This window comes from Halomarina ordinaria (genome assembly GCF_030553305.1).
Lineage (GTDB): Archaea > Halobacteriota > Halobacteria > Halobacteriales > Haloarculaceae > Halomarina > Halomarina ordinaria.
On the sequence record NZ_JARRAH010000001.1, the window covers coordinates 2,083,982 to 2,108,850 of the forward strand.

The 24,869-nt window shown below is 68.9% G+C and carries 24 protein-coding genes; 7 read left to right on the forward strand and 17 right to left on the reverse strand.

Going from position 1 to position 24,869, the window contains the following annotated elements; all coding sequences use genetic code 11:
- Positions 1–26 precede the first annotated feature (26 nt).
- Positions 27–278 (forward strand): ferredoxin, encoded by a 252-nt coding sequence (locus tag P1Y20_RS11235; RefSeq protein WP_304448747.1) that lies wholly within the window; start codon positions 27–29, stop codon positions 276–278.
- A gap of 35 nt (positions 279–313) precedes the next feature.
- On the opposite strand, the gene P1Y20_RS11240 is transcribed toward P1Y20_RS11235, so the two are convergent.
- On the reverse strand, positions 314–1,138 hold the full coding sequence (locus P1Y20_RS11240) for a bacteriorhodopsin (protein ID WP_304448748.1): 825 nt from the start codon (positions 1,136–1,138) through the stop codon (positions 314–316).
- Positions 1,139–1,323: 185 nt separating this feature from the next.
- Between P1Y20_RS11240 and P1Y20_RS11245 the strand changes: the two genes are divergently transcribed.
- A complete protein-coding gene (locus tag P1Y20_RS11245) occupies positions 1,324–2,085 on the forward strand; it encodes a lycopene cyclase domain-containing protein (protein ID WP_304448749.1) in 762 nt (253 codons plus the stop codon).
- Entirely contained in the window at positions 2,076–3,143 is a 1,068-nt protein-coding gene (locus tag P1Y20_RS11250; protein ID WP_304448750.1) for a Brp/Blh family beta-carotene 15,15'-dioxygenase, read from the forward strand. Before P1Y20_RS11245 ends, P1Y20_RS11250 begins: the two co-directional genes overlap by 10 nt.
- A 25-nt stretch (positions 3,144–3,168) precedes the next feature.
- Here the strand turns inward: P1Y20_RS11250 and mdh are convergent, their stop codons facing one another.
- Entirely contained in the window at positions 3,169–4,083 is a 915-nt protein-coding gene (mdh, locus tag P1Y20_RS11255) for a malate dehydrogenase (RefSeq protein WP_304448751.1), read from the reverse strand.
- Between the two features lie 158 nt (positions 4,084–4,241).
- On the opposite strand from mdh, the gene P1Y20_RS11260 reads away from it, so the two are divergent.
- A complete protein-coding gene (locus tag P1Y20_RS11260; protein WP_304448752.1) occupies positions 4,242–4,847 on the forward strand; it encodes an Sjogren's syndrome/scleroderma autoantigen 1 family protein in 606 nt (201 codons plus the stop codon).
- Positions 4,848–4,856: 9 nt separating this feature from the next.
- On the opposite strand, the gene P1Y20_RS11265 is transcribed toward P1Y20_RS11260, so the two are convergent.
- The 4 genes from P1Y20_RS11265 to P1Y20_RS11280 form a co-directional block, all read right to left on the reverse strand.
- Positions 4,857–7,280, reverse strand: coding sequence for a DEAD/DEAH box helicase (locus tag P1Y20_RS11265; protein WP_304448753.1), 2,424 nt, complete (start codon positions 7,278–7,280; stop codon positions 4,857–4,859).
- Between the two features lie 66 nt (positions 7,281–7,346).
- Complete coding sequence (locus P1Y20_RS11270) at positions 7,347–8,255, reverse strand: AEC family transporter (RefSeq protein ID WP_304448754.1); 909 nt, start codon at positions 8,253–8,255, stop codon at positions 7,347–7,349.
- A gap of 48 nt (positions 8,256–8,303) precedes the next feature.
- Positions 8,304–9,488 (reverse strand): cation:proton antiporter, encoded by a 1,185-nt coding sequence (locus tag P1Y20_RS11275; RefSeq protein WP_304448755.1) that lies wholly within the window; start codon positions 9,486–9,488, stop codon positions 8,304–8,306.
- On the reverse strand, positions 9,481–9,981 hold the full coding sequence (locus P1Y20_RS11280) for a cation:proton antiporter regulatory subunit (protein ID WP_304448756.1): 501 nt from the start codon (positions 9,979–9,981) through the stop codon (positions 9,481–9,483). The genes P1Y20_RS11275 and P1Y20_RS11280 overlap by 8 nt, the downstream gene beginning before the upstream one ends.
- 130 nt (positions 9,982–10,111) lie before the next feature.
- Between P1Y20_RS11280 and P1Y20_RS11285 the strand changes: the two genes are divergently transcribed.
- Complete coding sequence (locus P1Y20_RS11285; protein WP_304448757.1) at positions 10,112–10,891, forward strand: SDR family oxidoreductase; 780 nt, start codon at positions 10,112–10,114, stop codon at positions 10,889–10,891.
- A gap of 9 nt (positions 10,892–10,900) precedes the next feature.
- On the opposite strand, the gene P1Y20_RS11290 is transcribed toward P1Y20_RS11285, so the two are convergent.
- The 10 genes from P1Y20_RS11290 to P1Y20_RS11335 form a co-directional block, all read right to left on the reverse strand.
- Complete coding sequence (locus P1Y20_RS11290) at positions 10,901–11,473, reverse strand: diacylglycerol/polyprenol kinase family protein (protein ID WP_304448758.1); 573 nt, start codon at positions 11,471–11,473, stop codon at positions 10,901–10,903.
- 3 nt (positions 11,474–11,476) lie between these two features.
- Positions 11,477–13,249 (reverse strand): glycine--tRNA ligase, encoded by a 1,773-nt coding sequence (glyS, locus tag P1Y20_RS11295; RefSeq protein WP_304448759.1) that lies wholly within the window; start codon positions 13,247–13,249, stop codon positions 11,477–11,479.
- Complete coding sequence (locus P1Y20_RS11300; protein ID WP_304448760.1) at positions 13,246–14,094, reverse strand: CBS domain-containing protein; 849 nt, start codon at positions 14,092–14,094, stop codon at positions 13,246–13,248. Before P1Y20_RS11300 ends, glyS begins: the two co-directional genes overlap by 4 nt.
- A 67-nt stretch (positions 14,095–14,161) precedes the next feature.
- Positions 14,162–14,755, reverse strand: coding sequence for a DUF7529 family protein (locus P1Y20_RS11305; protein WP_304448761.1), 594 nt, complete (start codon positions 14,753–14,755; stop codon positions 14,162–14,164).
- Positions 14,756–14,808: 53 nt separating this feature from the next.
- Positions 14,809–15,264, reverse strand: a complete 456-nt coding sequence (locus P1Y20_RS11310; protein WP_304448762.1) for a DUF7555 family protein — start codon at positions 15,262–15,264, stop codon at positions 14,809–14,811.
- Complete coding sequence (locus tag P1Y20_RS11315) at positions 15,265–16,842, reverse strand: ABC transporter ATP-binding protein (RefSeq protein ID WP_304448763.1); 1,578 nt, start codon at positions 16,840–16,842, stop codon at positions 15,265–15,267. It abuts the gene before it with no gap.
- A complete protein-coding gene (locus P1Y20_RS11320) occupies positions 16,835–18,184 on the reverse strand; it encodes an ABC transporter ATP-binding protein (protein ID WP_304448764.1) in 1,350 nt (449 codons plus the stop codon). Before P1Y20_RS11320 ends, P1Y20_RS11315 begins: the two co-directional genes overlap by 8 nt.
- On the reverse strand, positions 18,181–19,683 hold the full coding sequence (locus tag P1Y20_RS11325) for an ABC transporter permease (RefSeq protein WP_304448765.1): 1,503 nt from the start codon (positions 19,681–19,683) through the stop codon (positions 18,181–18,183). Before P1Y20_RS11325 ends, P1Y20_RS11320 begins: the two co-directional genes overlap by 4 nt.
- 1 nt (position 19,684) lies before the next feature.
- Positions 19,685–20,755 (reverse strand): ABC transporter permease, encoded by a 1,071-nt coding sequence (locus tag P1Y20_RS11330; RefSeq protein WP_304448766.1) that lies wholly within the window; start codon positions 20,753–20,755, stop codon positions 19,685–19,687.
- Positions 20,756–20,920: 165 nt separating this feature from the next.
- Positions 20,921–22,813 (reverse strand): ABC transporter substrate-binding protein, encoded by a 1,893-nt coding sequence (locus P1Y20_RS11335; RefSeq protein WP_304448767.1) that lies wholly within the window; start codon positions 22,811–22,813, stop codon positions 20,921–20,923.
- Positions 22,814–23,130: 317 nt separating this feature from the next.
- On the opposite strand from P1Y20_RS11335, the gene P1Y20_RS11340 reads away from it, so the two are divergent.
- Both P1Y20_RS11340 and P1Y20_RS11345 read left to right on the forward strand, forming a co-directional pair.
- Entirely contained in the window at positions 23,131–23,289 is a 159-nt protein-coding gene (locus P1Y20_RS11340) for a DUF7556 family protein (protein WP_304448768.1), read from the forward strand.
- Positions 23,290–23,339: 50 nt separating this feature from the next.
- Complete coding sequence (locus P1Y20_RS11345) at positions 23,340–23,987, forward strand: DUF502 domain-containing protein (protein WP_304448769.1); 648 nt, start codon at positions 23,340–23,342, stop codon at positions 23,985–23,987.
- 3 nt (positions 23,988–23,990) lie between these two features.
- Here the strand turns inward: P1Y20_RS11345 and P1Y20_RS11350 are convergent, their stop codons facing one another.
- On the reverse strand, positions 23,991–24,830 hold the full coding sequence (locus P1Y20_RS11350; protein WP_304448770.1) for a proline dehydrogenase family protein: 840 nt from the start codon (positions 24,828–24,830) through the stop codon (positions 23,991–23,993).
- Positions 24,831–24,869: the final 39 nt, after the last annotated feature.

Below are 24,869 nucleotides of genomic sequence, written 5' to 3' on the forward strand. Positions count from 1 at the left end.
ATCCCCTCGTTCCTCGAACTCCCTCTATGAGAGTCGAGTTCGACCGCGACACCTGCATCGGGATGTACCAGTGCGTCGCCGAGTGGGACGCCTTCGAGCGTAACAAGAGCGAGGGGAAGGCCGACCTCGCGGACAGCGAGGAGCGCGAAGATGGGCTGTTCGTCCGCGAGGTCCCCGAGGACGCGGCGTTCGACGCGAAGTTCGCCGCTCGGGTCTGCCCTGTCGACGCCATCACCGTCTACGACGACGACGGCGAACAGCTCGTCCCGTCACCGTAACGTTCGAAAGAAGAGCCGCGAGTGTCGGACCGCGGTCAGTCGTCGGCCGGGGACCCCCTCGGGGGGGTCCGCTCGCCGATGGCCTGGTCGAGGACGCTCCGACTCCGGAGCAGGATGACCCCGAACCCGACCTTCGCCGACAGGTCGAGGACCATGAACACGGCCGTCTCGACGCCGAGGCCGACCAGTCCGACCCCCTCGGTCCCGAGAATCCAGACGACGGGGTAGGCCGCCCAGAGGACGATGATGACGTTCTTGAGCGTGCTGAACAGTTCCTCGACCTCACTGGGTCGGTCGCTCGCGCTGCGCGAGAGCGTGCCGAGCAGGACGTAGAGCAACACGAGGAAGAAGCCCGTGCTGACCCCCCACCAGACGAGGCGGACCGCGTCGGCGCTCAGCCCCAGCGCCCCCTGCGTCGTCAACGTGGCGACGAGGCCCGTCAGTATCATCCCGACGTCGAGGCCGACGAGCGTCGCGATGGTGTTCCGGTTCGCCCCCGCGAGCAGCGCGAGGTCGAGCAGGAGCAACGGCGTCGTGAACAGCCAGTCGGCGTAGCGCGCCCAGTAGATGGGCGTCGTCTCGCCGCCTACCTGGATGGTCGTGACGCCGAAGCCGAGCGCCATCGCGAGGTACGCCACCGAGGCGATGGCGGTGATGAACACCGTGATGATGTAGAACTCCTGTTTGCGTGGATTCTGTTCTCCCCGCCCCTGCTGGACGAAGTAGAGCGTCCCGATGGTCATCCCGATGGTCCCGAGCAGCAACCAGAGGCGCTCTCCCCCCGGTTGGTACGCCCCACCCCCCTGCTGGAGCAGTGGTGCCGTCGCTCCGAGTGCAATCTCTGCAAGTGTAGGTCCCATACTACACGTCAGATACGCGCCGGACGCTATTTATTAATTTCTACATATGTTTGGTGCAGCTCGAACACTACTTACAGACGTTTGGTTTCTACTCGAAATATGGGATATCACGTACGCTCAACACCCTTTTACTGTCGAATCGCTAGTACCGTACGTGGTCGAACGGCCGTCGTCCACTCGCCCCGATGTCGCTCACCTACCTCGAGTTCCACCTGCTGTTCGTCCTGCCTCCCATCGCACTCCTCGCCGCGACGAGCGAACGCCTCTCGCGCACGGAACTGTCCGGTCTGGCGCTCATGGCGGCCGTCGCCGTCGTCTACACCGCGCCGTGGGACGACTACCTCGTCTCGCTCGGCGTCTGGCGCTACGGCCCGGGCGTCGTGAGCGCGCGCCTCGGCGCCGTCCCCGTCGAGGAGTACCTCTTCTTCGTCCTCCAGCCGCTGCTGACGGGGCTGTGGTTCCACCGGGTCGCGCCGCCGCTCTCGGGGTCGCCGAGTCGCCGCGGTCGGACCCGACTCGTCGGCGTCGCCTGCTGGATCGGCGTCACCCTCGCGGGCGCGGCCCTGCTCACGGTCCCCCGGGGGTTCTACCTGGGCGCCATCCTCGTGTGGGCCGCCCCGGTCGTCGCCTTCCAGTGGGCCGTCGGCGGGCCGGCGCTGTGGGCGCACCGCCGGACCGTCGCGCTGGCCGTCGGTGGCCCGACGCTCTACCTCTGCACCGTCGACGCCGTCGCCATCTCGCTCGGCCTCTGGACCATCTCGCCGGCCTCCTCCACGGGGCTGTCGATACTCGGGTTGCCCGTCGAGGAGGCCGTCTTCTTCCTGCTGACCAACGTCCTGCTCGTCAACGGACTCCTGCTCTTTCACTGGGTGCTCGCCCGACTGGCGACCGGCGAGCGCTCTCGTCGGCGACTCGCGCTCGCCGGTCGGGGGGTGCGATGGCGGTGAGCTCCCGGACCGCGAGACGGACCGTCCGGCGGACGACGACGCGACCCGTCTGGGTCGCCCTCGCCGCGGTCACCGCCCTGGTGGCGCTCGGCCCGCCCGTGCCGACGCTCCTGCTCTACCTCCCGTTCGCCCTCAGCCTCCTCGTCCTCGGCCTCCCCCACGGCGCCGTCGACCACCTCACGCTCCTCCGCGCTCGCGGCGCGACGGCCGAGGGAGGGCTGTGGCACCTCCTCCACGGCGAGACGCGCGACGCGCTCGCGGCCGTCGGTGTCCTCTACTTCGTCCTCGGCGGCGTCTACCTCGTCGGGTGGCTACTCGCGCCCGCCGCCTCGTTCTGCCTGTTCGTCGCGCTGACCTGGTTCCACTGGGGACAGGGCGACCTCTACGTCCTCGTGTCGCTCGTCGAGGAGACGCACCTCCGGACGCGCGCCCAGCGGGCGCTCGCGCTCTCGGTGCGCGGCGGCCTCCCGATGGTCGTCCCGCTGGTCGCCGCCCCCGAGCAGTACCGCCGGGTCGCCGCGAGCGCCGTCGCCACCGTCGACCCCGGTGCGGCGGCGGCGCTCGACCCCCTCTTCACCCCGACGACCCGGCTCGTCGCGGGGACGGGCCTCCTCGCGCTCTCGGTGGTCGCGCTCGCCGTCGGCTCCCGGCGCGCCCCCCGCACACGCCCCGCCTGGCGTCTCGACGCGCTGGAGACGGGGCTGCTCTGGGCGTACTTCCTCCTCGTCCCGCCGATACTCGCCGTCGGACTCTACTTCTGTCTGTGGCACTCCCTGCGCCACGTCGTCCGCCTCGAACTCCTCGACGCGCGGGCGCGCGACGCGCTCGCCGCCAGTCGGTCGCTCCCGGCGTTCGGCCGGTTCTCGCGCGACGCCGTCCCGCTCACCGCCGTCGCGCTCTGTCTGTTCGTCGCGCTCGCCGCGTTCCGTCCGACGGGGTCGGCGTCGACACTCCTCGGCGTCTACCTCGTCTTCCTCTCGCTGTTGACACTGCCGCACGTCGTCGTCGTGACGCTCCTCGACCGCACGCAGGGCGTCTGGCGGCCGGGGTCCGCCTGACGGGGCAGCGACGAGAACAGTCCGGTTACGCTATCTTCGAGTACTGCTCGGAGAGTTTCTCCGCCGCGTCGTCGAGCTGGTCGCGCTCGGTCCCCGAGAGGTCCCACTCGACGACCTCCTCGACGCCGTTCGCGCCGAGTTCGACCGGGACGCCGAGGCCGACGTCGTCCAGTCCGTACTCGCCGTCGAGGACGAGCGACCCGGGCAGCACCCGGCCCGTGTCGCGGAGGACGGCCTCGACCATGTCGCCGACGCCCGTCGCCGGCCCCCACTCGGTCGCTCCCTTGCGTTCGATGACCTCCATCGCCGACTCCTGGAGGTCCGAGAGGATGCGGTCGCGTTCCTCCCCGGAGAACTCGGGGTCGCGGCCGTTGACGCGGACCTTCGAGAAGACCGGCACCTGCGCGTCGCCGTGTTCCCCGAGGATGGTCGCCTCGACGTTCCGGACGGGCGCGTCGAACTCCCGGGCGAGGACGTACCGGAAGCGCGCGGAGTCCAGTCGACCGCCGAAGCCGATGACCTGCTGGCGGGCGCGGTCGCCGGCCTCGTAGAGGTGGCGGTTGAGGAGGTCGACCGGGTTCGACGTGGTGATGGAGACGAAGTCGTCGTTGTACTCCGCGAGCGACGAGCCGATGTTCTCCATGATGGGCGCGTTGTCGCCCGCGAGGTCGATGCGGGTCTGGCCCGGCTTGCGCGGGATGCCCGCCGTGATGACGACGACGTCGGACCCGGCCGTCGCCTCGTACCCCCCCTGTCGGACGACCGTGTTCGAGTCGTAGGCGACGCCGTGGTTGACGTCCGCCGCCTGGCCGACCGTCTCGTCTTCCTTGTCCGGGATGTCCACGAAGACGACCTCGTCCGCGACGTCGCGGAGTGCGATGTTGTACCCGGCGGCGGCTCCGACCGTCCCGGCGGCCCCCACTACGCTAACTTTCGTCATACCACGTACCTCTGCTCCTGCGCGACCGTTAAAGGCGTCGAATCCCGGTGTTAGTGCGTCTTGCGCCGACATTGGGTTCGACTATCGTCGTACCGCCGGCACCGCCCGGCGCTCCGGAGAGGGCCACGTTTTTCGGCCTCGCTACCCTCCCATCTCCCATGAGCGACTTCGACAAGGAAGCGGAGCGCGAGAAGCTCCGGGAGCAGTTCGCGGAGGACGAGCGCCGCCGCGCCGGCACCCAGCGCATGAGCGAACTCCTGCTCAAGGGGGCGACGATGACGAACAAGCACTGCGACACCTGCGGCGACCCGGTCTTCCGCTGGCAGGGCGAGGCGTTCTGTCCGACCTGTTCGTCGGCACAGGAGGCCCAGCAGCGCGCGACCGCCGAACAGGGGGCCGAGGCGACCGCCCCCGACGAAGGACCCACGCCCGACGAAGCCACCGCCAACGAAGTCCCCGTCGAGACGCCGGACCCGTCCGACGACGCGACGGGGACGCCCGACGCGCCCCGTCCACGGACCGAGCGCGTCGACGGGGCCGCTGCGCCGGCCCGGCCGTCCGCCGAGCCAGCGTCCGACGCCCCCGACCGTCCGGCCGGCCAGTACGCCGACCTCGCCGCGGCCCGCGAGTCGCTCGCCCGGACCGTCACCCGGTTCGCGCGCGAGGCCGAGGACGCGGACGACCTCGCACGCGCCCGGGAGTTCCTCGGGGCGGTCGGCGACGCGGCCGACGCCCTCGCGGCCGTCCGACGCGCCGAGCGCTGACGTCCCGACTCACTCGTAGTCGCTGCCGACGACCTCGCGGATGCGCTCGGCGGTGACGCTGCCGACGCCCGCCACCTCCAGGAGGTCGTCCTCGCGGGCGGTCATCACGGCCTCGACGGTACCGAACTCCTCTAAGAGCGCGCGGGCGGTGACCGGGCCGATGTCCGCGATGGCGCTCACGACGTACTCCTGTTGCTCGGCGAGCGTCTTCGCCGCCTTCTCGCCGTGGACGCTCACCTCACGGCCGCGGGTCTCCTGCTCGCGCCGGGCGACGACTTCGAGCAGGTCGGCGGTGTCCTTCTCGTCCTCCGTTCGGAGGACGCTCGCGCCGAAGTCGACCGCGAGGGAGGCGAGCGCGCCCCGAATCGCGTTCGGGTGGACGTTGCGCGCGCCGTAGAGGTCCTCGCCCTCGATGACGACGACCGGCCGCGAGTAGTGACGCGCGGCGTCCTTCACCTGCTCGAACAGCGAGCGGTCGCCGCCGACGAGCGTGTCGAGGAAGTCCGAGACGGACTTGCGCTCGACCACGACGCGGTCCGAGAGGACGTAGTCGCCGACGGCGAGCGTCTCCAGGCGGGTGGTGACGCCGTCGCGCGTCGAGAGGTCGCGGGCGATGGTCGCGTCCAGTTCGCGCTGGTCGGCGACGATCTCGACCGCCTCCTCGTCGCCCTCGGCGGTGGCGACGACGCCCTCCGGGTCCGCGTCGTGGCCCGTCTCGTCCTCGCCGTCCGGGTCGGGCGCGAAGGCGTCGAGGCCGGACTGGCCGGCGCCTTCGCGTCCGTCGTCACCCTCGGTATCGCCCCCGTCACGCTCGGGCGCCTCCCCGTGCTCGGCTCCAGCGTCGGCGAACTCGTCGAGGTTCCCCTGTCCGAGTTCCTCGTTCACCTCGTTCGCGACGCCCTTCAGCGAGCGCAACTCCTCGCGCATGCGCTTCTGCTCGCGCCGGGATATCCAGAAGTACGCCTCGTCGCGGGTGTCCTCCGCCAGCAGGACGTGGACCTTCCCCTCGCTCTGCCTGCCCGTCCGCCCCTTGCGCTGGATGGCCCGGATGCCCTTCGGGACGGGTTCGTAGAACAGCACCAGGTCCACTTCGGGGACGTCCAGCCCCTCCTCGGCGACGCTCGTCGAGACCAGCACCTGGAACTCGCCGGCGCGAAAGGCGTCGAGCGTCTCCTGTTGCTGTTTCTGGGTCATGCCGTCCGACCCCTCCTTGTCGCCCTGTCCGACGAACTTGTGCGTCTCGAAGTGGTTCGAGAAGAACTCCGTGAGGGTCTCCGCGGTGTCCCTCGACTCGGTGAAGACGATGACGCGCTGGCCCCCCTCGATGCCGAGGGTCTGGGCGAGGAGGATGCGCGCCCGGCGGAACTTCGGGTGGAGGTCGTCGTAGGCCTCGGCGCGGCGCATCGCCTCCTGGACGCGGGGGTCGCTCACGAAGCGCTGGGCGGCCTTCGAGGCGCCCGAGGAGCGCGCGGCGTTGCGCTGGCGCTCGAAGTAGCGGCGCAGCGACTCCACGGACTGCGTCTCGACCAGTTCGACGGCCCGCCGGAGCTTCATTATCTCCGCGTGCGCGGACATGCCCTTGTAGCCGTCCCCCTGGTCGTTGTTTATCATCCGCTGGAGCTTCCCGCGTATCTCGTTGAGGTCGCGCTGGGAGAGCTCCGGGTTCGTCGAGTTCGTCACCCCGAGGCGCTTCAGGCGCTCCAGTCGGTCGGTGATGACCTCGTTCAGCGCGTCGCGTATCTCGACGACCGCCTCGGGCAACTCGACGCGCTCCCACTCGATGTCCGTCTTGTGGGTGAACTCGCTCACGTCGGAGTCGGCCTCCGTCATCACCTCCACCTCCCGCAGGCCGAGGTTCTCACAGACGGTGAGTATCTCCTCCTCGTCGCCGCCGGGCGAGGCGCTCATGCCGGTGACGAGCGGGTCGGCGGCGTCCTCGTGGTAGCGCTCGGCGATGTAGCAGTAGGCGTAGTCGCCGGTCGCGCGGTGGCACTCGTCGAAGGTGAGGTGGGTCACGTCCCGGAGGGAGATTCGGTTGCCGACGAGGTCGTTCTCGACGACCTGCGGGGTGGCGACGACGACCCGCGCGTCCGCCCACAGGTCGGCCCGGTCGGCCGGGCGCACCTCGCCGGTGAACACCACCACCTCGTCGTCCGGTACCGTCAGCGCCTCGCGGTAGAAGTCGGCGTGCTGCTGGACGAGCGGTTTCGTCGGCGCGAGCAGGAGCGACTTCCCCCCCGCCTCGTGGAGCCGTCGGGCGGTCACGAGCAGGCTCACCGCCGTCTTCCCCAGTCCGGTGGGGAGGCAGACGAGCGTCTGGCCGCGGAGCGCGGCCTCGGCGAGTTCGACCTGGTACTCCCGGCGCTGGAGCACCCCCGGCGTGAGCAGGGGGCCGTCGATGGTCTCGGCGTCGGACTCGCTGGTGGCCGCCATTGAGCACCCGTTCCGCGCCTTCTCGAATAAGGGTTCGCGTATCGGGGTGAAAGTGAACGGTCCGGCTCAGCCGACGAACCGGAGGACGAGCAGGACCGTCCCGACGGACGCGACGGTGGTCGCGAAGACGTTGGCGGAGGCGAGGTCCGGGTCGCCGCCGAGTTCGGTCGCGTAGACGAACGTCGAGACGGCCGTCGGCATCGCGAGCATCAACACCCCCGCCCGCGTCGTCGAGAGGTCCGCCGAGAGCGCCCAGAAGGTGGCGAGCGCGACGACGGGCATCACGAGCATCTTGAGCGCGAGGACCGACCCGACCGTCCCGGGGTCGACCGTCCCCCGGTCGAACGACAGCGACGCGCCGACGGCGAGGAGCGCGAGCGGGAGCGCGAGGTCGGCGACGCGGCCGAGGCCGTCCGAGACGACGGCGGGGACGGTCACGCCCACCGCGGCGGCGGCGAGGCCGGCGACGAGCGCCAGCAGGACCGGGTTGGTGAGGATATCACGAAGCGCCCCGTGGATGTCGGCCTCGGCCTCGGTGACGAACGCGAACACCGCGACGGTCAGGGGCACCTGCGTCAGCACGCCGACGCCGAGGACGAGGCTCGCCTTCGCGGTCACGACGCCGCCGAACGTCGCGGCGACGATGGGGAGGCCGAGGAAGCCGAGGTTGCAGTGGTACGACTGGACGACGGCGACGCTCCGCACCGCGGGCGAGGACTCCCCCCGGTGGACGACCCAGCCGAGGCCGGCGACGACGAACAGCACCGTCCAGAACCCGACGACGAGACGCGGTTCGAGCACCTCATCCAGCCGCTGGGTCGAGGTCGAGGTGAACACCAGCGCCGGGAGCGCGACGTAGAACGCGCCGGCCGTCAGCAGGCGCGTCCGGGCGTCGTCGAGGAGGCCGACGGACCGCCCGGCGACGCCGAGCGCGAGGACGACGAGCAGGTAGAGGAGGTTCGAGACGACGCTCACTGGCCGTCCGTTCGTTGGAAGCGAGTTCGGTGTTGCGGTCCGCGTCGGCTAGGACCCGGGCGCGAACCGCGCCAGCGCGTCCGCCGACTGCATCAGGAGCGTCCCGAGGATGCTCATGACGAGGACGTAGCCGACGGCGAAGGCGGGGATGGTCTCCGAGAGGACGGGGCTCGCCGCGCCGCCGACGAGCGCCGCGATGATGAGCGAGAACTCCCCGCGGGTGACCATCCCGCAGGCGACGCGCGTCGACCGCCGCGCGTCGAGCCCGTAGATGCGCGCCCCGGTCAGGTACCCCGTGAGGAGTTTGGTGGGCGTCGTCGCCACGACGGCGACCGCGAGCAACCCGACCGTGCCGGCGACCAGTCGCGGGTCGGTCGTCAGGCCGATCCAGAAGAAGAAGACGGCGGCGAAGGTGTCGCGCAGCGGGACCAGCAGGCGTTCGAGTTTCTCGACGTGGTCGGTGCTGCTGAAGCCCATCCCGATGAAGAAGGCGGCGACGGCCTCGCTCACGCCGAGGGCGAGCGCCGCCCCCGCGACGAGGGTGGTGACGGCCACCGCGCGGATGACGAACAGTTCGTTCGAGTCCACGCGCAGGTAGCGTTCGAACAGCACCTCGCCCTTCGCCACGCCCGCGACGAGGACGAGCAGGAACCCCATGGCCACGCCGACGTTCGTCGCCGCCGAGGCGAGGTCGCCGCCGCCGAGGACCACCGCCGACAGCACCGCGAGGTAGAGGGCGATGGCGAGGTCCTCGAAGACGAGCGTCCCGAGCATCGGCTCGCTCTCGGCGTTGGCGATCCAGCCGAGGTCGATGAGCGACTTCGTGATGACCGCGCTGGAGGAGATGTAGACGACGCCGCCGAGGACGAACGCCTCGATGGGCGACCAGCCCACGAGGAAGCCGATGGCGACGCCGACCGGGAAGTTCACGCCGAGGTCGAGCAGCCCCGCCCGCGTCATCCGGTCGCGGCCCTCCAGCAGACGGTCGATGCTGAACTCGAGGCCGAGGAAGAACAGCAGGAAGACGATACCCAGTTCGGCGACGACGGTGACGAACTCGCCGTCCCGAATCGCGGGCAGCCCCGCCGCTCCCGCGACGTACTCGTTTCCGAGGATGCCGGCGACGACGTAGAGGGGGATGACCGAGACGCCGAGGCGTCGCGCGCCCGCCCCCGCGAGCGCGAGCGCGGCGAACATCGCTCCGGCCTCAAGCAGGGCCGTCCCCTCAGCCATCGATACCTGCGTCCTCTCCGACCACCGAATCGAGTTCCCGACACGCCGCCTGCGAGCCGAGGACGACGAGCGTGTCGCCGGCGTGAATCTCCGTCTCCGCGCCGGGGTTCGTCAGCGTCTCCTCGCCGCGCTGGATGGCGATGACCGAGACGCCGAGCTCCTGGCGAAGGCGCGCCTCCGCGAGCGTCTTGCCCGCCAGCGACGACCCCGACTGTACCTTCGCCCACTCGATGAGCGTGTCGTCGGCCAGCACCGTGTCGATGGTCTCGGTGCGAATCGGCTGGAAGTACGCCCCCTCCATGATGGTGCCGACCTGTCGCGCCAGCCGGTCGGACAGTTCGAACAGCTTCTCCGAGTCCGCGCCCTCCTCCGGCCGGATGAACAGCTCTCGCTTCCCCGTGTTGTGGATGACGATGACGAGCCGTGACTCGCCCTCGAGTTCCACCTCGAACTTCTTGCCGACCCCTGGCAAGTCCGCCTCGTAGACAGTCATACCGGAGAAAGCGTGGCCGGCGGCAAAGTCGCTTCGCTGCCTGCCACTCGACCGCGACGTCTCGTCCTCGAACACGGTCACGCCGCCCGACCAAACAGTTACGCTCGGTGACACGAAATCCCGAACCGCCATGCCAGAACTTCTCACGGGGAAGACGGCGGTCGTCACGGGCGCGTCGAGCGGGAACGGGCGGGCCATCGCGCGACGCTTCGCGGAGGAGGGGTGCAACGTGGTCGTCGCCGACGTCCAGTCGGACCCCCGCGAGGGGGGCGAACCGACCCACGAACTCGTACCCACGGAGACGGACGCGAGCGCCACCTACGTCGAGTGCGACGTCACCAGCAGGGACGACCTCGAACGGGCCGTGGAGGCCGCAGACGAGTTCGGCGGTCTCGACGTGATGGTGAACAACGCGGGCATCGTCGGCCCCGTCGCCGAGGTGACCGACGTCGACCCCGACGACTACCGGGGACTGATGGCCGTGAACCTCGACGGCGTCTACTTCGGCGCGCAGGTCGCCGCCCGGCGGCTGAAAGAGCGCGACGAGGGTGGCAGTATCGTCAACATGTCGAGCGTCGCCGGCATCGACGGATACGGCGACATCACGCCCTACTCCGCGGCGAAGGGCGCCGTCCGACTCCTGACGTACGCGCTCGCGGCCGACCTCGGCCAGTACGGGATACGGGTCAACGCCATCCACCCCGGCGTCATCGAGACGGCGATGACCACCGACGACATGCCGATGATCGGCACCCAGGAGGGCGAGGCGATACGCGAGACGCTCCCCCTCCAGCGATACGGCCAGCCGGAGGACGTCGCCAACGCGGCGGTCTTCCTCGCCAGCGACCTCGCGAGCTACGTCACGGCGGAGTCGCTCGTCGTCGACGGCGGGATGGTCAACACCGCCTGAGCGCGGCGCTCAGAGCGCGAGCGCGAGGGCGGCGGTCATCGCCGCGCCCGCCGCCAGCGGGATGGTGAGGTTGTCGTCGATGACGTACCCCCGGAAGACGGGTTTGACGCCGTCGGCGAGCGTCGCCGCCAGCGCTCCGAGGACGATGGCGACGGGCGAGGAGACGAACGGCCAGGCGATGAGCGCGCAGACCGCGAACATCACGAACAGGACGGACGCGCTCTTGACCGCCCGGAGTTCGCCGGAGCCGAGCAGGCCGCTGACGGGGTCCGCGAGCGCGAGCATCAGCATCGAGGGGACGGCTACCTGCGGGTCGAACAGCAGCGTCGCCGCACCCATGCTCAGCATGTACAGCGCGTAGCCCGCGAGGTTGTCCTGTTCGTACTCGCGGGTGAGTTTCTCGAAGGCCCAGAGGTCGACGGTCCCCGTGAGGCGCAGCGCCTCGAAGCCGAGCGCGAGCAGTGCCCCGCCGACGAAGACGGCCTGCACCCACGTCCACGGGACGAGGCCGAACGTGTAGGCGATGGGGACGCTCGCGCCGCTGGCGTGGACCAGCCGCCGTTCGACCTCGGGGGCGACCATCGCTCAGCCCTGCGACTCCTCGGTCGCGGTCGCGTCGGGGTACTCCGCCGCGAGGGTGTCGAACGACGCGCCGACGCGCAGCGCCGCGATGCGCTCGGCCAGGGCGTCGGTCGGGATGCGCACCTGCTCGGTCGAGTCGCGGTCGCGGAGGGTGACGGTGTCGTCCGCCAGCGACTCGTAGTCGACGGTGACGCAGTAGGGCGTTCCGACCTCGTCCTGCCGGCGGTAGCGCCGCCCGATGGTGCCCGAGTCGTCGTAGGCGACGGTGATGCCCGCCGCCCGGAGGTCCTCGACGATGGCGCGCGCGCGGTCGTCGAGGCCGTCCTTGCTCATCAGGGGGAGGACGCCCACCGTCGTCGGCGCGAGCGCCGCCGGGAGGTCGAGGTAGCTTCGCGCCTCGCCGTCCACCTCGTCCTCGCGCAGCGCGTGGTCGAGGACGGTGTAGAACAGGCGGTCGACGCCGAAGGAGGGTTCGACGACGTGCGGCGTGATGTGCTCGCCCGACTCCGTCACCTCCTCGACGCTGAAGCCCACCGCGTCGGTCGGGACGGTGTACTCCTCGCCGTCCACTTCGACGGTGACCGACTCGCCCTCGAAGGCCGACTCGTCGGCCGCCGCCAGCCGTTCGAGTTCGTCCGCGATGTCGGCGGCCGCGCTCCCGAACTCGGGACCGAGGACGCTCATGTCGGGGTCGACGGTGGCGCGCTCGACGGTGACGGGGTCGTCGTACGCTCGGAAGACGGTGAAGTCGTCGTCGGCGTACTCGCCGTGCTTCGAGAGGTCGTAGTCCCCCCGGTAGGCGAAGCCGGTTATCTCGACCCAGTTGCCGTCGAGTTCCGCCTCCGCGTCCCAGCAGTCGCTCGCGTAGTGCGCGCGCTCGCCCGCGAGGTGCTGGCGGTAGCGGAACCGGTCCATGTCCACGCCGATGCGCTCGTACCAGCCCGTCGCGACGCCGAGGTAGTAGGCGACCCACGGACTGCCGATGACGCCCGCCTCAACCGCGTCGCCGATGGTCGTCGTCTCGACGTCGCCGTCGCCCTCCTGGGCGGGCGCCGAGTAGAGCGGGACCTCCACGTCCGCGACCCGCTCCAGGGGTGGCTCGTCGCGCTCGGGGTCGACGAAGTGTTCCAGTTCGGCCTGCGTGAACTCCCGGACGCGGATGAGCGACCGGCGGGGGCTGATCTCGTTGCGGTAGGCGGTCCCGATCTGCCCGACGCCGAAGGGGAGTTTGCCGCGGGCGTACTCCTTCAGCCGCGGGAACTCCACGAAGATGCCCTGTGCGGTCTCGGGGCGGAGGTAGCCGGGCGCGCCGCTGCCGGGGCCGATGTTCGTCGCGAACATGAGGTTGAACGCCGACACCTCGACGCCCGTGAGGGGTGCTCCGCAGGCCGGACAGGCGATGTCGTGTTCCGCGATGAGCGTCTCGACCTCCACGGTCGGGAGGCTCTCCGCGTCCTCGACGTCGGTGGCGTCCTCGACGAGGTGGTCGGCCCGGTGGCTCGTCCCGCACTCCGGGCACTCGACGATCATGTCGTCGAAGCCGTCGAGGTGGCCCGACGCCTCGAAGACGGCCTCCGGCATCACCGTCGGCGCCTCTATCTCGACGTGGCCCTCGCGGGTGAGGAAGCGGTCGCGCCACGCGTCCTCGAGGTTGCGCTTGAGCGCCGCCCCCTGCGGGCCGTAGACGTAGAAGCCGGCGACGCCGCCGTAGGCTTCGCTCCCCTGGAAGAAGTACCCCCGGCGCTTCGCCAGCTCGACGAGGTCGGTCCCGCTCATAGCGCCTTCAGGAGGTCCATGTCGCGGACGATGCCGACGAGGTCGCCGCCGCTGGCCATCGGGACCTGTTCGATGTCGTTCGAGAGCATCTGCCGGGCGACGTGCTGGGCGGACTTCGTCCGCGACACCGTCACGAGGTCCTCGGTCATGTACTCGCGGACGGTCCCCTCGGGGAAGACCACGTCGCGCGTGGGGACGTAGCGGTTCCCGACCGCCTTGATGCCCTCCCACATCCACTCGTCGTCCTGGTTGGCGATGGACTCGCCGGTCTCGCCCTCGCCCTCGACGATCTCGGCCACCTCGATGAGGTCGGCCTCCGTGAGGATGCCACAGACCTCGCCCTCGTCGTCGAGGACGATGCCGTAGGGGACGTCGGCGTAGGAGAGTTCGCGCTCCGCGACGCGCAGGGGCGTCTCGGCGTAGAGGCAGTTCACCTCGACGGTGGCGAGGGGACCGACCTCGGCGTCGCCGTCGGCGTCCCCGCTCGCGATGGCGCGCACGACGTCGGTGATGGTGATGATACCCGTCAGCCGGTCACCGTCGACGACGGGGACGCGCCGGGCGCCCGTCTCGTGCATGCGCGCGGCGAGGTCTTCGAGCGTGGCGTCGGCCGCCGTCGTCAGGCCCTCCTCGACGAGCAGCGCGAGCTGGTCCTCGTCGGGCCGTTCGATGAGCGCCTGGCGCGACACCAGGCCGCGAAAGACCTCCTCGTCGGCCTCGCCTTTCACCACCGCGACGGAGGAGAACTCCCCCGCTCGGAGGTATTCGAGGGCGTCGTCTCGGGTCCCGGGAAGCGACACCGTCACCACGTCCTCGCGCGGCGTCATGGCGTCTGCGACGTTCATAACACATCGTCACCTCCCGCGTACTAAACCCCTTCACATCCGTGCCGGCGATTCCCACGCCGACGGGCTACTCGTCGGACCCGTCCGCGGCGCGCGCGCGTCCGTCCGGGAAGAACAGTTCCCAGTCCTCGTGCCGGAAGCTCCCGAGGTGGGTGCGGTCGAGCGTCTGGACGTGGGTGTACATCTCGTCGCGCTCGACGGCCGTCCGGACCAGCCCCCCCGCGAACGCCCGCTCGTAGGACCCCGCGATGACGATGGCCACCCCTGCCTCCTCGGCGTACAGCACCGTCACCTGGAAGACGCTCCCGCCGGTCTCGTTGCGGAACACCTCGTAGCGGTCGAACCCGTCGAGTTCGCGCACCTCGCCGTCCTCGGGTTCGTCCTCGGCACCGCCCGTTCCGCGCTCGAAGGCGGTCCGGAAGTCGTCGGCGTAGTTGTCCGGGATGACGTAGACGAACCCGAAGCGGTCGTCGTCGCCGATGTCGGGGTGTTTCGGCGCGGTGTGGCCCGCCGCGACGGCGGCGACGTCCCAGCCGTCGGCCTCGAGTTCGGCCTCGATGGCGCGCATCTCCTCGATGGTCGCCTCCCACGCCCCCTTCAGCGCGTCCGCGTTCGCCGCGAGACGGTCGGCGTAGTCGGTGTCCTCTCCGATATCGGGCATACGCGCACCTCTGTCGGTGAGCCGGTAAAACCTGTTGTTCGATGAGGCACGTCTCAGACGGCGACGCCGAACCCGAACTCCAGCGCCGCCGAGCACCCGAGCATGACGACGGCCGCGAGCAGCAGTTTGGCGGCGTCGGAGTAGCGCTCGTCCGGCCCGAGGCGGTACTCCTCGCCCAGGAGGCCGACGACGCGCTGGACGAGCGCCTGGAACCCCGTCTCCTCCTCGCTGTTCGGCGGGAGTATCCTCCGCTCTTTGTACGGCGGGTTCGGGCGCACCTTCACGCTCCCGACGCCGAACAGCAGGAACCCGACGACGAACAGGAGGTACTTCACCCCGAGGAGCGGCCGGGCGACGCCGAGGCCGAACGTGACGAGCACCGCGAGGGTGGCGACGAGGAGGGTCAGGACGAGCGCGTACGCCACCGCGTCGAGCACGCGGAGGCGCCGCGGCGGGACGAACTCCTCGCCGAACTCCCGGGCGTACCGCCCGCGCTCGCCGTCGGCCATCTACCGGCTCCGCGACCGGTTCGCGAGGAGGTCGTCGAACACCGGTTCGGGCTCCTCGTACGCCGCGTCGTGGCGGTGACAGAAGCTCGTCCGTCCGCTCTCGCTCACCGGGTGGTGGGCGGGTCGCTCCTCGTCACAGACGCTGCCGAACTCCTCGGCCATGTACTCGCGCGCGCGCGCCTCGTCGCCGTCGCGGACGTACTCCACGGCCTGCTCGACGTGGCGGCGCACCTCGTCGGGGACGTCGTGGTCGCCGAACACCTCGTGGCGTATCTCGTCGATGTCGGAGAACCGCGTCTCCATCCCGAGCGCCGCCCGAGCGCGTTCGCCGAGGCTCCGGTCGGTCCGTTCGCGCTCGCGGAGGATCTCCCGGAGCAACTCGATACCCTCCCACACCCCGTCGTCGACGTCGCGGTACTCCTCGGGGCGTATCTTCACCGGACAGCGCGTGCTGAACGGACAGCCGACCGGCGGGTCGCGGGGGCTCGGCGGCGTCCCCCGGAGCGTGACGCGCTGGCGCGTCACCGTCGGGTCCGCGTCCGGAATCGCCGACAGCAGCGAGTAGGTGTAGGGGTTCTTCGGGTTCTCGAACAGCTCCTCGGTGTCGCCGATCTCCATGACGTGCCCGAGGTACATCACGGCGACCCGGTCGCAGATGTGGCGAACCACGGAGAGGTCGTGGGCGATGAAGAGGTAGGTGAGGCCGAACTCGTCCTGGAGGTCGTCGAGGAGGTTCAGTATCTTCGCCTGGACGCTCACGTCGAGCGCGCTCACCGGTTCGTCGAGGACGACGAACTCCGGTTCGAGCGCGAGCGCGCGGGCGATGCCGATGCGCTGGCGCTGGCCGCCGGAGAACTGGTGGGGGTAGCGATAGAAGTGCTCCTCGCGCAGGCCGACGGTCTCCAGCAACTGCCGGACGTACGCGCGGCGCACGCGCAGCTTCGCGACGTGGACGGTCACGGTCACGTCGACGGTGTCGCCGGCGTCGTCGACCGAGACCGACACCTGCTCGTCCGGGAGCGGGATGGCGTCGCGCACCGACGCCTGCGCCGAGTCCCCGGTGAGCGTGACGACGATGTCCGCGGTCCCGTCCTCCTCGACGGGGGTACCGTCACCGGAGACGCGCACGGTCCGGTCGCCGGCCCCCTCGACGCGGACGGAGAACTCCGGCCAGTCGTGGACGTCGAGCGGTTCCTGGATTATCTCGCCGACCGTCATCCGGTCGTTGAGGCTGGACTCGGGGTCCTGAAAGACGATCTGGGCGTCGCGCCGCCAGCGCTTGAGCGTCTTCCCCGAGAACGTCGTGATGTCCTCGCCGTCGAACAGCACCTCGCCGTCGGTGGCCTCCTCGAGGCGGACGAGCGTCCGCCCGAGGGTCGTCTTCCCGCAACCGGACTCGCCGACGAGTCCCAGCGTCTCGCCGTGCTGTATCTGGAAGTCGACGCCGTCGACGGCCTTGACGGGGGTCGAACTCAGCAGTCCGCCCCCCTCGTAGTAGGTCTTGAGGCCGTTCACTTCGACCAGCGCGTCGCGCCGGTCCGCGGTTCGCTGTCGTTCGGCGAGTAGCTCCTCACTCATCGTGGGTCACCTCCGTCTGCGCACCGTCGCCCTGCGCGCGGTGGTACGCCACCGCGTCCTCCCGCGTCAGCTCCTCGGGGTAGAGGAGACACGCCGCGGTGTGTTCTCGCTCGTCGCTCACGTCGACGTTCACCGGGTGGACGACGTCGCAGGCGTCGAACGCCTCGGGACAGCGTGGCGCGAAGCGACAGTACGTCGGCTGCTCGTTCGGCGTCGGCACGTCCCCCTCGATGGTTCGCAGGCGTTCCTCGCCCACGTTCCGGCCGGGGATGGACTCCAGTAACCCCCGCGTGTAGGGGTGTTTCGGCGACGCGAACAGCTCCTCGACCGGCGCGCTCTCGACGAGTTCGCCGGAGTACATCACGTTCACCCGGTCGGCCACCTCCGCGATGACGCCCATGTCGTGGGTGATGAACATGATGGCGAGGTCGCGTTCCGCCTGGATGTCATCGAGCAGTTCGAGGATCTGTGCCTGGATGGTGACGTCGAGCGCCGTCGTCGGCTCGTCGCAGATGAGCAGCTTCGGCTTGCACGCGAGCGCCATCGCGATGACGGCGCGCTGGCGCATCCCCCCGGAGAACTGGTGGGGGTACTCGTCGATGCGACGTCGGGCGTCCGGGATGGAGACGGCTTCGAGCAGGCGGATGGCCTCGTCGGTCGCCGCCTGCCCCGTCTTGCCCTGGTGGAGGCGCACGGCCTCCTTGATCTGGTTGCCGACGGTGTAGACGGGGTTGAGCGACGTCAGCGGGTCCTGGAAGATCATCGCGATGCCCTTCCCGCGGAGCGCCCGCAGGGCGGGCTTCGAGGCGTTCGTCACCTCGACGTACCCGCCGGTGCCGTCCCGGACGACGAAGGCCTCCTCGTCGGTGACGCCGAGGCGGGTGGTGTACCCACGCTCGACGAGGCGACGCATGTCGACGTCGCCCTCCCTGACGAGCAGTTTCGCGTCGTGGACGTCGTACTCGCCGTCGGTGAGTTCCTCCGGCGTGACGCCGTCGTCGAACAGGCGCTCGACGAGCGTGACGACGTCGTGGTTCTGTCGCAGGTCGTCGACGTCGACCGTCCGCTTCGGGAAGCGGCCGGCGAGTCGCTCGACGGTCTCCGGGTCGCTGAAGCGGATGCTCCCGCCCATGATGCGCCCCGGCGAGTCGACCAGCCCCATGATGGAGCGAGCGGTGACGGACTTGCCCGACCCGCTCTCGCCGACGATGCCGACGGTCTCGCCCTCGCGGATGGTGTAGGAGATGTCGTCGACCGCGCGAATGGTCTCCTTGTCCGTGAAGAACGTCGTCTGCAGGTGCTCGACGGCCAGCACCGGCTCGCGGTTGAGCTGGATGCTCATCCGCCACCTCCGGTCGCGGCGGCCTCAGACGCCGCCTCGCCGCCGGTGTCGCTCTGCGGGTCGATGGCGTCGCGGATGCCGTCGCCGAGGGCGTTGAACGCCGTCACCACGAGCACGATGAGGACCCCCGGGATGAGCGCGATGTGCCAGGAGGCGGTCGTGACGTACGACCGGCCGTTGGCGACGATCTGTCCCCACTCCGGCGTCGGCGGGTTGATGCCGATGCCGAGGTACGACAGCGCCGACGTGGTGATGATGATGCCGCCGATGGTCATCGAGGCGTAGACGAGCAGGTAACCGACCACGTAGGGGAGCATGTGCTTGCGCATGGTGACGGTCGAGCGCTGCCCGTAGCTCCGGGCGGCGTCGACCCACTCCTGCTCGGAGACCTGCATCGCGGGGCCGCGGATGGCGCGCCAGATGCCCGGCCAGTAGAGGAAGCCGAACACCAGCGCGATGAGCAACCCGCCGTTGTAGAAGTCCGCTATCCAGTGGTCGGAGAACACCACCGACATGAGGATGAGCAACAGGATGGCCGGGATGGCCTGAATCGAGTCGCTCACCACCACCGCCGTGAGGTCGGCCAGGCCCTTGTAGTAGGCCGTCAGCAGGCCGAGGAAGACGGCGATGAAGCCGCTGATGCCGATGGCGAGCAGGCCGACGAACAGCGAGACGCGCGCGCCGTAGGCGAGGGAGGTGAACAGGTCACCTCCCGGCGTCGGTAACGTCCCGAGCGGGTGGAACCGACCGTAGTCGTCGTACTCGCCGATGGAGACCGTGTTCTCGGGGTTGCTCCCGCCCGAGGAGGCCGACGCGAGGTTGGCCGTCCCGTGGTTGGTCTCGAGGACCTCGCCCGACCCCTCGTCGTAGTACTCGAAGGAGGCACCGTACGGCCTGATGGTGTCGTCCTGGTAGGTGATGGGCGCCAGCGTCGGCGCGAACATCGCGAGGCCGATGAACAGCAGGACGACGACGAAGCCGAACTGTCCCCAGCGGTGGTCGCGGAGGCGCTCGACGACGTCGTCGCGCGGCGTCCAGTCGGCGTAGCGGTAGTGTCTGACGAAGACGTCGTAGCCCTTCCAGAGCCAGTAGACGAAGAAGAACAGGTAGGCGTAGACGAGCACGAACCGGATGGACCAGGAGACGCCCGGCGAGAGGCCGAGGAACGTCCCTTCCCACCCGCCGGCCGCCGTCCGGTGGCCCTGGTTCGGGACGACGTCGCGCGAGAGCAGCGTCGGTATCTGCCCGGCGGCGGTGCGGGCGCTGTCGATGGCGCTCTCCGCGGACGCGATGAGGCCGGTCAGGTCGACGATGCCGTTCAAGATGCCCCCGACGACCTGGACGAAGAACTCGAGGGTCGCGAGTGCCATGCCGATGAGCGCGCCGAACTCCACGAGGAGCAACAGCGCGAACACCCCGCCCCAGACGAGCGCGGGGCGCGGGTTCTCCTGAATCCGCTTTCGAAGCGGGAGTTCCTGGGTGTACTGTGTCTGACTCATGTTATTCGTACCCGATCCGTGGGTCGATGACGGTGTACAGGAAGTCCTGAATGATGTTCACGCTGAGGGTGATGAGGACGAAGACGAACAGCAGCGACCCCGCGACCGGGAGGTCGCCCTGTATCGTCGCGTCGAAGAACAACTTCCCCAGCCCGTTGATGCCGAACACCGACTCGACGACGACGGACCCGCCGATGAGCAGGAACGCCTCGGCGGTGATGACCGGCACGAGTGGGATGAGGGCGTTGCGGAAGACGTGCTTCCAGACGATGACGCGCTCGGAGAGGCCCTTCGCCCGGGCCGTCTCGACGTAGTTCGAGTTGATGGTCTCGAGCACCGCGGTCCGCCCGATACGCATCTCGTTGCCCATCGACGCCGACCCGAGCACGAGCGCGGCCGGCATGATCTGCTTGATGGCGACGAGCAACGCGTTCCACCCCTCGGCGTCGTACGTCGGGACGATGCCGTCGAACGCGACGGGACTCAGGTTCCCGAGCGGCGGGGCGGTGATGACGTCCGTACTGACGACGAAGTCGTTCCACGCGAACGCCCCGTTCGTCAGCGACCCGGAGTTGATGAGTATCTCGGCGAGGATGATGCCGAGCCAGAAGTTCGGCATGGCCCGCCAGACGATGCCGCCGAAGGAGGCGGAGTAGTCCGAGAACGTGTTGGGGTTCAGCCCGGCGTAGAAGCCGAGCGGGATGCCGATGAACAGCGCGATGAGCACCGACCAGAACCCGAGCCAGATGGTGCGCGGCGCACGACTGGCGATGAGGTCGGTGACGCTCGTCCCGCGGCTGATGACCCACGACTGGCCCAGTTCGAACGTCAGCAGACCAATCATGAAGTCGATGTACTGCTCCCACAGGGGAATCTGGTTCCCCTGGGCGTCGACGATACCGATACTCTTGGCGACGGCGAGCCGGTACGCCGGGTCGTTGTTCGTCCCGACGACGGCCGAGACGGGGTCGGTCGGTCCAACTCGCAGTATGAGGAAGGCGAGCGACATCGAGAACAACAGGATGGGTATCGCGAGTACCAGCCGCCGGAGGAAGTAACTCCACCGGCTCATGGTACCCCACCGCTGTCGACTCGCTGGCACGCGCGGCGGTGGTACGGGGTACCGCCGTCGCTGCAGGTGTGATTCATTGTAGCGTATGACCTGATTTTTCGTTGCGGCAATTATGTCTTTCTATCCCTTTGCTTACCGTCAAAAATCGAACCGCCGGAGACGGGGTTACTCGCCGCTCTCGTTGCCCGTCGTCTCGTTCGGGTCGGCGGCCTCGTCGGGGCGGTCCTCGACGTCCTGCTCGAGCCAGAAGGTGTTGTACTTCTGGCGCGAGGGACCCATCGCGCCGAACTTCGGCGCGTGGAAGTAGTCGTAGCTGAAGCGTTCGGTGGCGCCGTGGAAGACGTTCACGAGGACGACGTCCTCCCAGTTGGCCTCCTCCATCTGGATGTAGGCCTCGTTGCGGGCCTCCTCCGCCTCGTCGGTCGGTTCGAGGTTGTCGCTGATGGTCTGCCACGCCTCGGTGGCCGCCTGCGACGCCTCGGTCTCCTCCTCGCGGCCCCAGTTGGTGTACGTCAGGACACCGGTCTCGCCCGTGTAGGTGTCCTCGGGGTTGATGAGCTGGAGGAAGTTGTCCGGCTCCGGCCAGTCGGCGATCCACCCGAGGGTGTACGCCTGCAGGCTCCCCTGTTCACCCTGGTCGAGCAGCGTCGCGAACTCGGCGGACTCGATGTCCATGTCGATGTACGCCTCGCGGAGCTGCCCCTGGAGGATCTGGGCGATCTGGCTCCACGTGTCGGAGACGTAGTGCGTGAAGGTGAACGAGAAGCGGTCGTCCTCACTGTAGCCCGCCTCCTCCATGACCTCCTTTGCGCTCGCGATGTCGGACTCCTGCCCGTAGGGGTAGGCGTCCTCGACGTGGCTGTTGTACGCCTCGCCCTCGCCGGGGTAGACGAGCGGCGGCGTGAGGTGGTAGCCGGGCGAGACGCGGCCCTTGTACACCTCGTTCGCCAGCTGGTTCTGGTTGGTCGCGTAGGCGACGGCCTGACGGACCGGCTTGGGGACCTCCCGGGTGTTGAACCCGAAGTAGTACGTCGACACCTCGGGGACCTTCAGGTAGTCGACGACCTCGCCGTTGCTGACGCTGTCGTACTGACCGCTGGTCCGACCCTGTTCGTCGTCCTCGGCGTTGGTGATGTTCGACTGCTGGAACTCCGCGGTGGGGACACCGAACGTGTCGACGTTCTTCTCCATCGCGTAGTTGTACGCCGCCTGCGTGTCCTCGATGACCTGCCACTGGACGCCCTCGACGTAGGCCGTCTCGCCGTGGTAGTCGTCGAAGCGGGTGGCCGCGGCGGAGGTGCCCTTCTCCCAGCTGTCGAAGACGAACGGCCCCGCACCGATGGGTTCGCTCTCCGAGAAGGTCTGGTAGTCGTCGCTCGGGTCGTCCGGGGCGCCCTCGTCGTCGAGGCTTCCGACGATGCCGTCGGGAACGACCGCGAACGAGGAGTACGCGAGCATCTGGAGCGACGCGTGGAACGCGCGGTCGAGGGTGATGACGAGCGTCTGGTCGTCCTCGGCCTCGACGCCGAGCGAACCGTCGGAGTAGGTGTCCTCGTCGTCGGTTTCGTGGGTGACGCCGAGCGAGTCGAGGATGAAGTACGTCCGGACCGAGTGCGGGGAGCCCGCGAGGCGGTTGAACGAGTAGACGAAGTCCTGGGCGGTGACGCTATCGCCGTTGTGGAACGTCGCCTCCTTGAGGGTGAACGTGTACTCGGTGAAGTCGTCGTTCGTCTCGTAGCCCTCGGCGAGTCCCTCCGTGACCTCCGTCTCGCCGTTCGGGTAGTTCATCAGGCCGTCGAAGACCTGCTGGACGACCTGCCCGGAGGCCGTGTCGTCGGCCGCGACGGGGTCGAACGTGGAGATGGTGGAGTTGATCTTCCGGTAGGTACCACCCTCCTGGGGCTCCATGTCGCTGTCGTCGTCGCCGGAACCGTTCCCGTTCCCGTCGCTGTCGTTGCCGCTCGGTTCCCCGGTACACCCTGCGAGCGCCGCGGCCGCCGCCGCACCACCGGTCGCCTGCAGGAATCGCCTCCTCGAAAGTCCGTTACTGTCTGTCATTCCAAAACCTCGTATTTGTTAATGGTTTATAAGCTTGGCGTTGTCGCGCGGTTCAGCCGTTGAATCGGCCCGCCAGTTTCTTTCAGTTGTTCTCCCGGTTCCGTGTGACATGCGTCCACACAAGGAGGACATATCGGTCGTTCCCGCATATATACTCCGTATTGTGAAATGCGCGTTTTACCAACCCGTGTCGGTTCGGCGAATCGGCCGTAATACGCTGTCTAGCGCTCTCTCCCGGCCTATACCCGCGCTTCGACTCGTGACAACACGACGTTCGTTCCGACACGTTTATTATGGGATGTTAGCTATTGCCAGTCATGGAGCCCAACACGGCGACCACGTCCGGGTCGGACGCCGAGTACGAGGTGATGGCGGCTGTGGACGACGGAACGCTCGTCATCGCCGACGTCAGCCGCGACGACGCGTGGGTCGCCCTTCCGCTCTCGCAGGCCCTCTCACTCGACGACTATCAGTGACTCCCTCTCAGAGGGAAGACTGATAACAGACTGGTGTTTTTACGCTCCCAATGGCCCTCTCCGGTTCGTGGAAGCGTGACTTCGCCAGCGGCGTCATCGTGCTCGCGCCACTGTTGGTCACCCTCTACATCCTCCGGTGGCTGTTCGTCAGGGTCGCGGCGCTGGGTCTCATCGAAATCGACCCCACGCTGCTCCCGGCGGGCACCAGGGGGGCCGTCCCCTTCATCGAGGTCGCCCTCCTGCTCACCGTCTTCGTCCTGCTCACCTTCTCCATCGGGTACATGATGCGGACGACGTTCGGCGACGTCGTCGAGGGAGGCATCGACGCCACGATGAACCAGTTGCCCGGGCTCCGGGTCGTCTACAACGCCTCGAAGATGGCCGTCGAGACGGCCGTCTCCGGCCCCGAAGACCTCCAGAGCCCGGTCAAACTGGAGACGTGGAACGGCCTCCGGATGACCGCCTTCAAGACGGGCAAGGTCGCCGACGACGGGCGCGAACTCCTCTTCATCCCCACCTCGCCGAACATCACCACCGGGTTCGTCGTCGAGTGCGAACCGGGGGAGTACGAGGAGACCGGCGAGACGGTCGAGGACGCCCTCACGCGCGTCCTCTCCGCCGGCTTCGGCGACAACAAGCACGACGGCATCCCCATCGTGGTCAACGAGGAAGAGGCCGAACGCCGGACGCTGAACTGAGGCTCAGACGCCGGCGGAGGCGACCGCCCGGAGCGCGAACACGAGGTTCTCCTTTCGCTCCATCACCCGCCGCGAGAAGTACGAGAGCCACCGGTCACCGTAGGGGACGTACTGGTACACCTCGTAGTCGCGCGCCAGTTCGACCTGCGCGTCCTCCCGCACCCCCATCAACATCTGTATCTCGAAGTCCGTCCCGTACGCGCCGTGGAGGTCGATAGCACGCTCGATCATCCGCGGGTCGTGACTCCCCACCGCGACGGTGCCCCCATCCTCCCGGAAGAGGTACTCCAGATGTTCCTCGTAGGCCTCGTTGACCGCCTGCCGTCCCTTCAGCGAGATGTCGGCCGGTTCGTCGTAGGCACCCTTGACGAGGCGGACCTTCCCCGGCAGGTCGACGAGGCGTTCCAGGTCGTCGCGGGTGCGCTTCAGGTTCGCCTGTACACACACCCCCATCCGCGGATACTCGGAGACGAGGCGCTCGAAGGCGTCGAGCGTCGCGTCGGTCGTCGTGTGGTCCTCCATGTCCACCCAGACGAACACCCCCTCGTCGCGGGCCGTCGCGACGATGTCCCCGAGGTTCGCCTCGAACGTCTCGGCGTCGACGCCGAGTCCGACCTGTGAGGGCTTCACCGAGATACACCCGTCGACGTCGGCCTGCGCGATGTCGGCGACCAGCCGGCGGTAGGCGGCCGCGTCCTCGGCGGCCGGCTCGGGGTCGTGGTAGTGCTCGCCGAGCAGGTTGACGATGCTCTTGACGCCGTCGGCCCGCAACTGCCGGGCGTGTTCGAGCACCTCCGCGGGGGTCTCGCCGGCGACGAACCGGCGCGCGATGGGGGGGATCATCGGTGGTAAATTTCGCCGGCGCTCACTTGAGAACTCCCT

Coding starts and splice junctions, on each gene's coding strand:
- P1Y20_RS11235 (WP_304448747.1), top strand. CDS start 27: ATGAGAGTCGAGTTCGACCGCGACACCTGCATCGGGATGTACCAGTGC.
- P1Y20_RS11240 (WP_304448748.1), bottom strand. CDS start 1,138: ATGGGACCTACACTTGCAGAGATTGCACTCGGAGCGACGGCACCACTG.
- P1Y20_RS11245 (WP_304448749.1), top strand. CDS start 1,324: ATGTCGCTCACCTACCTCGAGTTCCACCTGCTGTTCGTCCTGCCTCCC.
- P1Y20_RS11250 (WP_304448750.1), top strand. CDS start 2,076: ATGGCGGTGAGCTCCCGGACCGCGAGACGGACCGTCCGGCGGACGACG.
- mdh (WP_304448751.1), bottom strand. CDS start 4,083: ATGACGAAAGTTAGCGTAGTGGGGGCCGCCGGGACGGTCGGAGCCGCC.
- P1Y20_RS11260 (WP_304448752.1), top strand. CDS start 4,242: ATGAGCGACTTCGACAAGGAAGCGGAGCGCGAGAAGCTCCGGGAGCAG.
- P1Y20_RS11265 (WP_304448753.1), bottom strand. CDS start 7,280: ATGGCGGCCACCAGCGAGTCCGACGCCGAGACCATCGACGGCCCCCTG.
- P1Y20_RS11275 (WP_304448755.1), bottom strand. CDS start 9,488: ATGGCTGAGGGGACGGCCCTGCTTGAGGCCGGAGCGATGTTCGCCGCG.
- P1Y20_RS11280 (WP_304448756.1), bottom strand. CDS start 9,981: ATGACTGTCTACGAGGCGGACTTGCCAGGGGTCGGCAAGAAGTTCGAG.
- P1Y20_RS11285 (WP_304448757.1), top strand. CDS start 10,112: ATGCCAGAACTTCTCACGGGGAAGACGGCGGTCGTCACGGGCGCGTCG.
- P1Y20_RS11290 (WP_304448758.1), bottom strand. CDS start 11,473: ATGGTCGCCCCCGAGGTCGAACGGCGGCTGGTCCACGCCAGCGGCGCG.
- glyS (WP_304448759.1), bottom strand. CDS start 13,249: ATGAGCGGGACCGACCTCGTCGAGCTGGCGAAGCGCCGGGGGTACTTC.
- P1Y20_RS11300 (WP_304448760.1), bottom strand. CDS start 14,094: ATGAACGTCGCAGACGCCATGACGCCGCGCGAGGACGTGGTGACGGTG.
- P1Y20_RS11305 (WP_304448761.1), bottom strand. CDS start 14,755: ATGCCCGATATCGGAGAGGACACCGACTACGCCGACCGTCTCGCGGCG.
- P1Y20_RS11310 (WP_304448762.1), bottom strand. CDS start 15,264: ATGGCCGACGGCGAGCGCGGGCGGTACGCCCGGGAGTTCGGCGAGGAG.
- P1Y20_RS11315 (WP_304448763.1), bottom strand. CDS start 16,842: ATGAGTGAGGAGCTACTCGCCGAACGACAGCGAACCGCGGACCGGCGC.
- P1Y20_RS11320 (WP_304448764.1), bottom strand. CDS start 18,184: ATGAGCATCCAGCTCAACCGCGAGCCGGTGCTGGCCGTCGAGCACCTG.
- P1Y20_RS11325 (WP_304448765.1), bottom strand. CDS start 19,683: ATGAGTCAGACACAGTACACCCAGGAACTCCCGCTTCGAAAGCGGATT.
- P1Y20_RS11330 (WP_304448766.1), bottom strand. CDS start 20,755: ATGAGCCGGTGGAGTTACTTCCTCCGGCGGCTGGTACTCGCGATACCC.
- P1Y20_RS11335 (WP_304448767.1), bottom strand. CDS start 22,813: ATGACAGACAGTAACGGACTTTCGAGGAGGCGATTCCTGCAGGCGACC.
- P1Y20_RS11340 (WP_304448768.1), top strand. CDS start 23,131: ATGGAGCCCAACACGGCGACCACGTCCGGGTCGGACGCCGAGTACGAG.
- P1Y20_RS11345 (WP_304448769.1), top strand. CDS start 23,340: ATGGCCCTCTCCGGTTCGTGGAAGCGTGACTTCGCCAGCGGCGTCATC.
- P1Y20_RS11350 (WP_304448770.1), bottom strand. CDS start 24,830: ATGATCCCCCCCATCGCGCGCCGGTTCGTCGCCGGCGAGACCCCCGCG.